This is a genomic window from Streptomyces sp. NPDC004721 (assembly GCF_053601495.1).
Genome location: NZ_JBSGBZ010000122.1, coordinates 1 through 6,925, shown reverse-complemented (window position 1 = coordinate 6,925; position 6,925 = coordinate 1). Strand labels below are relative to the sequence as shown.

General features: G+C 68.9%; 8 protein-coding genes and 1 pseudogene. 6 read left to right on the top strand and 3 right to left on the bottom strand.

Annotated elements, in window-relative coordinates:
• The 4 genes and pseudogenes from ACWEK3_RS41765 to sufC form a co-directional block, all read left to right on the top strand.
• Window positions 1-350: transposase (locus tag ACWEK3_RS41765; RefSeq protein WP_453252202.1), on the top strand; the 350-nt coding region annotated here is incomplete at its 5' end.
• Between the two features lie 394 nt (window positions 351-744).
• The gene (locus ACWEK3_RS41760) at window positions 745-1,386 is read left to right on the top strand and encodes a hypothetical protein (RefSeq protein ID WP_453252201.1); all 642 of its coding nucleotides are present in this window, start codon (window positions 745-747) and stop codon (window positions 1,384-1,386) included.
• A gap of 78 nt (window positions 1,387-1,464) precedes the next feature.
• Window positions 1,465-1,662: pseudogene (locus ACWEK3_RS41755) on the top strand (coagulation factor 5/8 type domain-containing protein); the annotation flags it as partial.
• A gap of 318 nt (window positions 1,663-1,980) precedes the next feature.
• Window positions 1,981-2,745 (top strand): Fe-S cluster assembly ATPase SufC, encoded by a 765-nt coding sequence (sufC, locus tag ACWEK3_RS41750; protein WP_453252200.1) that lies wholly within the window; start codon window positions 1,981-1,983, stop codon window positions 2,743-2,745.
• Between the two features lie 330 nt (window positions 2,746-3,075).
• Here sufC and ACWEK3_RS41745 read toward each other — a convergent pair whose 3' ends face one another.
• Window positions 3,076-3,414: a hypothetical protein gene (locus ACWEK3_RS41745; protein ID WP_450544939.1), complete on the bottom strand. Its 339-nt coding sequence runs from the start codon at window positions 3,412-3,414 to the stop codon at window positions 3,076-3,078.
• 20 nt (window positions 3,415-3,434) lie between these two features.
• Window positions 3,435-3,803 (bottom strand): hypothetical protein, encoded by a 369-nt coding sequence (locus tag ACWEK3_RS41740; RefSeq protein WP_450544937.1) that lies wholly within the window; start codon window positions 3,801-3,803, stop codon window positions 3,435-3,437.
• 980 nt (window positions 3,804-4,783) lie between these two features.
• Here ACWEK3_RS41740 and ACWEK3_RS41735 point away from each other — a divergent pair.
• The gene (locus tag ACWEK3_RS41735; protein WP_453252199.1) at window positions 4,784-5,242 is read left to right on the top strand and encodes an NUDIX hydrolase; all 459 of its coding nucleotides are present in this window, start codon (window positions 4,784-4,786) and stop codon (window positions 5,240-5,242) included.
• A gap of 777 nt (window positions 5,243-6,019) precedes the next feature.
• Here the strand turns inward: ACWEK3_RS41735 and ACWEK3_RS41730 are convergent.
• Window positions 6,020-6,247, bottom strand: coding sequence for a hypothetical protein (locus ACWEK3_RS41730; RefSeq protein WP_450544933.1), 228 nt, complete (start codon window positions 6,245-6,247; stop codon window positions 6,020-6,022).
• A 147-nt stretch (window positions 6,248-6,394) separates the two neighbouring features.
• Here ACWEK3_RS41730 and ACWEK3_RS41725 point away from each other — a divergent pair, with 147 nt between their 5' ends.
• Window positions 6,395-6,838 (top strand): trypsin-like serine protease, encoded by a 444-nt coding sequence (locus tag ACWEK3_RS41725; protein WP_453252198.1) that lies wholly within the window; start codon window positions 6,395-6,397, stop codon window positions 6,836-6,838.
• Window positions 6,839-6,925: the final 87 nt, after the last annotated feature.

Here is a 6,925-nt window from a genome sequence, read left to right as displayed (position 1 = left end):
ACAAGGAGGTGCCCGGGCATCTGCAGATCCACCTGATCTGCGACAACTACGGCACCCACAAGACGCCCGCCATCAGGACGTGGCTGGCCAAACACTCCCGCTTCCATATGCACTTCACCCCGACCGGCTCCTCGTGGATCAACCAGGTCGAGCGGTGGTTCGGGTTCCTGGCCGACCAGAAGATCCGCCGCGGCGCACACAAGAACGTCCAGAGCCTCGAAGCCGACATCCGCGCCTGGATCAAGGACTGGAACGCAGACCCCAAGCCGTTCGTCTGGACCAAGACCGCCGAAGAGATCCTCGAGTCCCTCGCCCACTTCTGCCGACGGATTTCAGGCGCAGGACGCTAGGGCGTCTGCGCCACCAGCCGCCGAAAATTTACCTAAAACCCATTGACTATGAACATAAAGCGTGGATGGTGGTTCTTAGGCCATAACACCGAAAAGGTTACAAAGTCGATGAGGACGCCTAGTCGGCGGAGTGACTTCGACAGGATGTGGTTTAAGCCCCCGGCAAGCCGGCGCGATACCGAGGCGACAGTGACGACTGAAGCTTCAGGACACGTGCAGCACTACCGGGGACTGTTTTTGCCCTCAGAGGCCGTTCTGAGCCGGTATGCCCGCTTCGGATGCGGGCTTGAGTTTGCCACGGCTCGGAAGATCACGCGGTCCCTTCGGCAGCTTCTACAGTGTCCCGAGACGAAGGGGCCGGGGGCACGGCGATCAGAAGGGTTGACGCACCGACGTGGCACAGAACGAGCGGTTGGCTGACCTGAAGCCCGTTCGCCAGCGTCAGGCCGCCGCTCTGGCGCTGTGGCGGTGGCGTGCGCCGGTACTGGATGCGGACTGGGGAGTCGACCCGCGTGTGCTGGAGTCGCTGTTCCGACTGGCAACGGAACCTCCTGGGGAACAGTCGAACCACGCCTACGGCCAGGCATTCGCCGAGCTGTGCACGGCCCCGATCTTCGAGTCCGAAGTCGACCCGGACACGGTCCAGCTCTTCCAATTGGAAATCTTCGGGGGCTTGTGGGCCTTCGGCGAGCTGCTCGACAAACCAGGCCTGGAGGAGGCCAAACGAGTAGTCGAGTTGTCGTCCGGCCTGGCGGGCTACCTGGACAGTCTCGTCGAGGGCTCGTTCTACTCCCATCCCTCGGAGGAAGCGCACCACCACTACCTCGCCAACCTGGCAGACCGGACGAGCGGCGAGGGCTACTTCGACTCACGCAACTTCGTTGTCGAGTTCGCCTGCCACGGCGCCCTCCGGACCTTTCCCGATTCCGATGGGCTGCTCGACTCGTCCGCGGGACGCGAGTTGCTCGCGCTTTGCCAGGACTTCGGCGAAGAGCTCGTCGCAACGCTGCGGTGGCTCCGCACGACGGGCCATTAGCGATCACGCCCCGAGCCCGGTGGCGGGCAGCCGTGGCGGGCTGGCAACTCGGCGGAGGGCAGCTACGGACGGCGCTTGAGCTTGTGCGACGTGTACTTCCGCGTCGGCGGCGCGGGCGTCGGCAAGGCGACCACCAGCCTCGTCGTCAACAGCGCCAACGTCATCGGCGACCACATGTGGATCTGGCGCGCCGACCGCGGCAGCGGCGTCGGCTGGACCGGCAACACCGGCGACACCGGACTCGTGGTGAACGGCGACAACGTCGAGCAGCCCGGGGAACTTTCCTCAGGCCGCGGCGTTCTCAACTGGTGCCCGCCACACTGAGACCACCCAGGCAGTGCGACCGCCGTTACCGCTAATTCCCGGTCCAGTACTCCCCAAAGGCCGAGTCTGGTCCCGGCAGGCGGTCGTCGCCATGCGCACATCCTCCCGCTGAGCCGACGTAGGCACGAGCTTCTGCGGGCATTACCTGCATATGGCACGCGGCCCAGCCGCGCTGTACCGGACAGCCGCGACTGCGCCACGGTGGATGAGTGGGCTGCGCGGCGCCCATGCCATTCCAGTGGTGAACAAGGTGAGGTAGGTGAGGTGCCCATGGCCACCCTCGACATCCGCGACCTGCACTGTTCGGTCCACACCGACGCCGGGCCTCGCGAGATCCTTCATGGGGTCGACCTGACCGTACGGCAGGGCGAGACCCACGCCATCATGGGCCCCAACGGCTCCGGCAAGACCACCCTCGCCTACGCGCTCGCCGGGCACCCGAAATATCTGGTCACCTCCGGCAGCGTCGCCCTGGACGGCGAGGACGTGCTCGCGATGAAGGTCGACGAGCGGGCGCGGGCCGGGATCTTCCTCGCCATGCAGTACCCCGTCGAGGTTCCCGGCGTATCGATGTCCAACTTCCTGCGCACCGCCGCCACCGCGGTCCGCGGTGATGCCCCCAGGCTGCGCACCTGGCTCAAGGAGGTACGCGAAGCGATGGAACGCCTCCAGATCGATCCAGCCTTCGCCGAGCGCAACGTCAACGAGGGCTTCTCCGGAGGGGAGAAGAAACGCCACGAGATCCTCCAGCTCGAACTGCTCAAGCCGAAGATCGCGATCCTGGACGAGACCGACTCCGGTCTGGACGTCGACGCGCTGCGCGTCGTCGCCGAGGGCGTCAACCGCGTCCGCGTCACGGGACAGGTCGCCACCCTGCTGATCACGCACTACACACGCATCCTGCGCTACGTCCACCCCGACCACGTCCACGTCTTCGCCGACGGTCGCATCGCCGACTCCGGCGGCCCCGAACTCGCCGACCGGCTGGAGGACGAAGGCTATGAGGCATACGTGAAGGGCACGGCGCGAGGCTGAACGACCCGTCCGCCGGATCGCGTGCGCGTGGTCGATCCGCCCCTGCCGGGCCGCTCGTTCCTGCCCTCCTCCGGACCAGGCCGACCACTCGGTCCCCCGCCGCACGGGAAGTGTGTCTGCACACCGGCAGGTCCACCGGGACGCACGACACCCCAGGAGGCGGCCGAATCCCGCTCGCGGGCGGTTACAGCGCGCAGCCGAGCGCGCCGCACAGCAACGCCGCGCGAAGTGGGCACTGCCCCTGACCGCCGTAGCCACCGTCACCGTGACCGTGTGGCAGGTTGGCGCCCTGGTCGCTGCCGCCACCCTCGCCTACGGCATCCGGCAGATCTACCGAACGCCGCTCAGGCCAAGGTCGAGATGCACCGCAAGGTCCTCACCGGCCGCCCACCGCTGGAGCAGAGTCCGGTCGACGAGCCGCACCCCGTGCCGGGCCGCCCACACCACGCGCTCACGGGCGAAGGTGCCGGAGCTGACCACGAGGAACAGCGGCCGGATGCCCGGCGCGGTAGCAGTCGGCAGCTGGGGAGCGCCGCCCACCGGGTGCAGCGCCGCCCGGCCGCCGCTGCCCTGCCCCGCGCGCTCAAGGCCGCGCTCGAAGGCGACGCCGAGCTGGCGCCCGTAGGGCCCGTTGCCGACGAGGTGCACCACCTTCCGGCTGATACGCACCCCGCCGGCCTATGCCCGGCCTATGCCCAGCCTTCGCGCTGCAACAGCCGCCCGACGATCGAGCGGAATCCTCGGTCGTCCGAGTCGTCGATCTCGGCGATGGAGAAGCACCTCGCTTGCCGCCGGCGCTGCGCGAGCACGCCCCGGCGCTGGCGCACCGCAGCCCGCACGTCGTACGCCAGGGCAGCCGCCGCGAGCAGCGCGGGAAACCACAGGTAGGACCCCCGAACGCGACTGGACCATGTCCCGCACCCCGGACATGCGGCTCCCGCCGCGGTGCATCTCGCGTCGACACGTGCTACCTCGACGTTCACACCCACCGATTGCACCGCGACGTCCGCGATCGACGGGAACAACAGCTCCTTCAGCCGGAGCTGAATCTCTTCCACGGCCCCGAACTGTCAGCCCAACCGTCACGCGCACGGCTCATTTTCGGGCGACTTCGTGCGCCGCCTGCTGGGGCGTCACTCAAAGTGACTGCGCCACAGAAGTTGAGGCAGAGCCCGAGAACGGGATCGCGGCGTCGACCTTGGCCACGACCGCGCTGCGCTGGGCACGTCGGCCGGCTTGCCGGTCCTCGCACCGGGGGCAGTCCCGGCCGGAGTCGAGCCGCGCCCGGTCGTCACACCGCACGTCACCGCACTCCTGGCGCTGCGGCAGGCCCAGGCCGATCCAGCCCACCGGGTCCTGGATCGGCCAGGCCGACCCATCTGGTCGGCCAGGCGGCGGGCGAGCCGGTCGGCGAGGACCTGCGGCGCATCCGCGCGACTGCGAACCCGACCACCCGGGCGAGCTCGCTGCAAGCGACAGCCTCCACCAGGCGGCGGCTGGCCGGACGCTCCAGCTGTGCCCACACCAGGTCGACCGAGGTCAGGACGACCCGAAGGTCCTCCGGCGGCAGGGGCACCCTCTGCTTGTGCCAGGAGACCGCCGTGCCCAGCGCAGGGCCGGGACCGTGATGCAGGCCATCGCGAGGAGGAAGGCCGGGGAGGTCGGTGCGGAGGCGCGGGCGCCGGCGTAGGCGACGGTGTTCGCGACGGAGCCGAGACGGTCGCGGCCAGCCGGCCTCGGGGCGGACATCAGCGTCAGCAAGGCACCGGTGGACAGGCTCTTCGGACACACAGCGGATGTGCAACATCCCGCGAGTTCGCTGTGCCCCTCGGTTCCTCGGCATGGGGCCTGACCAGGCACCTCGTCGCCGTCGGCCTGTGCGTCTGTGTAGGGATCATGATGGTTCTCCAGGAATCCCGAAGGTCCATCATGATCTATGCGGATCCGAATTTCTCCCGTCTGCCGGGCTGACCTGTGGCAACGGGAGATGACAGCGAGGACGAACCCGCGGGATGTCGCATATGAGGACAATGCCGGGATGACCCGACCCAGAATCCGTGTCGCTGCATACGTGGTCCGGCACCGTGCCGTCCCCGAACTGCTGGTGTTCGACCACATCGGTATGCCGGAGGCCGGCACCCAGGTCCCTGCGGGAGGAGCCAAATCAGGTGAAGGACTGGAAGAAGCGGTTCTTCGAGAGGTCACTGAGGAAACCGGTCTGCTGACAGCCACAGTGGTCCGGCAGCTCGCCGTGGAGGACAAGCCTCACCCCGACACTGGACAGCCACGACGAACCAGCTTCTTCCACCTCCAGGCACCCGCAGACCTCCCCGAGGCCTGGGAGCACCACGTCCACGGCGACGGAGACGACGCGGGCCTCACCTTCGCCTGCCGGTTCCTCCCACTTCCCCTGAAGCAACCACTGGCCGACGATCAAGACGCATGGCTAGGCCGCATCGACCCGCGCTGGACCACCGTTACCGGCGACAGTCAGTAATCAGCCGCCGAACCCGCGCGCCGAATACGCGGCGCCTCAACATGCGAGCCCACCAGCCCCGAGGCCGGGACAGCCGCGTCAGGCCGCCGAGCCGCCGCCCTCTGCCGAGGGTGGCGGCTCCGGATTCCAGTCCCGCAGGCTCCGGCCCGCGTTGCGCCTACTTCTGGCTTCCCTTGCGGGCCTGCTACTCTTCGCTGCTGCCGCACCGCAGGTGTCCGGCCTGCTCTGTGCCCTCGGCGGTGGTCCCCTTCGGCTTGCGCTTGGTGGTGGTCGAGCGGCCGCGTGCGGCCGAGGTCGATACACGGCTTTCCCGCCCCGGCGTCGCCCTGGGCCCGGACCTCCCGGCCGGCGGGACCGGAGGAGGCGGGCAGGGTGCCGCCGCCGGGACCCCGGCGCGGGGAGCTGTAGGTGAAGGCCGCGTCGCCGACCCCTGAGCAGCGCCTCGGCGCTGGGCAGCTCGGTCGTAGCCTCGGCGTCACGCTCGTCGGGCCGCCAGAACTTGTCGGCGCCCGCCTGCGCCCACTCGGCAACCTTCTCGCAGACCTTCAGCGAGACCTTCCGGAAGAACTCGCCCACGCGGTTGTCGCTCTTCAGGCAGTCCAAGTGCTCCCCGGCCCGTTCCTTGATGACCTTCCAGAGGTGCGTCCACGCCCCGCGGACTGTCTGGAGCCGCTGCCACTCCGGCAGGTCCTTGAGCGCTTCGGCCTGCGTGTCGGCCCCCGCAGGGCGATGTTCACCGCCTCGACCTGCTGCTGCGGGTCAGGGGTGTCCGTCTGCTCACCGGAGACCGGTGGCGACTTCCGTCGGCGCAGGCACCGGCGACGCGGCGGGCGTCAGCGCCGGTGGTACCTGCAAGGCGGACGCCGGGGCCAGGGCCGGGGTGGCCGCCGCCGTCGGCGAGGCCTCCGGGGCGGCGACGGCGGCACCGGCGGCGCGGCGGGTACTGGTTCGGCGTGCGACCGCATGGGCGAGGTGCTGCTGCAGGGTGCGCAGGTCGGCCTCCACGGCCTCCCAGAGCTCTGCCGCAGACGATCACAGGCGCTTCAATGCACCCACCCCCCTACAGGAGGACACCCGATTCATACCCAGCGAAGGGGTTCTTCTTGACCGCCACACGCGCCACCGCCGTCACCGCGGCCAGCCTGCGCCGCCGTGCTTGCCATCGCGTCGCCCTCATCCGCGATCAGTTCCTACAACGCGTCCCCCGCCCCCGAACGCACCGAGGTCGGCGCCCTCGTGGCCACCTGGGACGACGACGGCGATCCGGCTACCCCTGACCGCGTCGACTGGGTCTGCTCCGGCACGATGATCGACGCCGACACATTCCTGACGGCCGCTCACTGCACCACGGACTGGCCGGACAACGTACATTTCTACGTCTCTCTCGACCAGGACGTCCAGGCCGGGCTGGACGCCGCCGCGAAGAAGTACCTCGGTGATCCTGCCGCCCAGGCGACAGCCGTCGCCGTCCAGGGCGCGGCCCACAGTCACCCCGGTTACCCGGGCCCCGCCGCCGACACACACGACATCTCGGTCGTCGAACTCCCCGCCGCGAAGATGCGGTCACGCTGGTCCTTCACCCCCGCCGTGAGCTGACCCCGGTTTCGTGGAGCCCCTGAAGCCAGGCTTATGATCCTGGCTCGAAGGAGAACCACGAGCAGTGCCATCACCACGTAAATACCC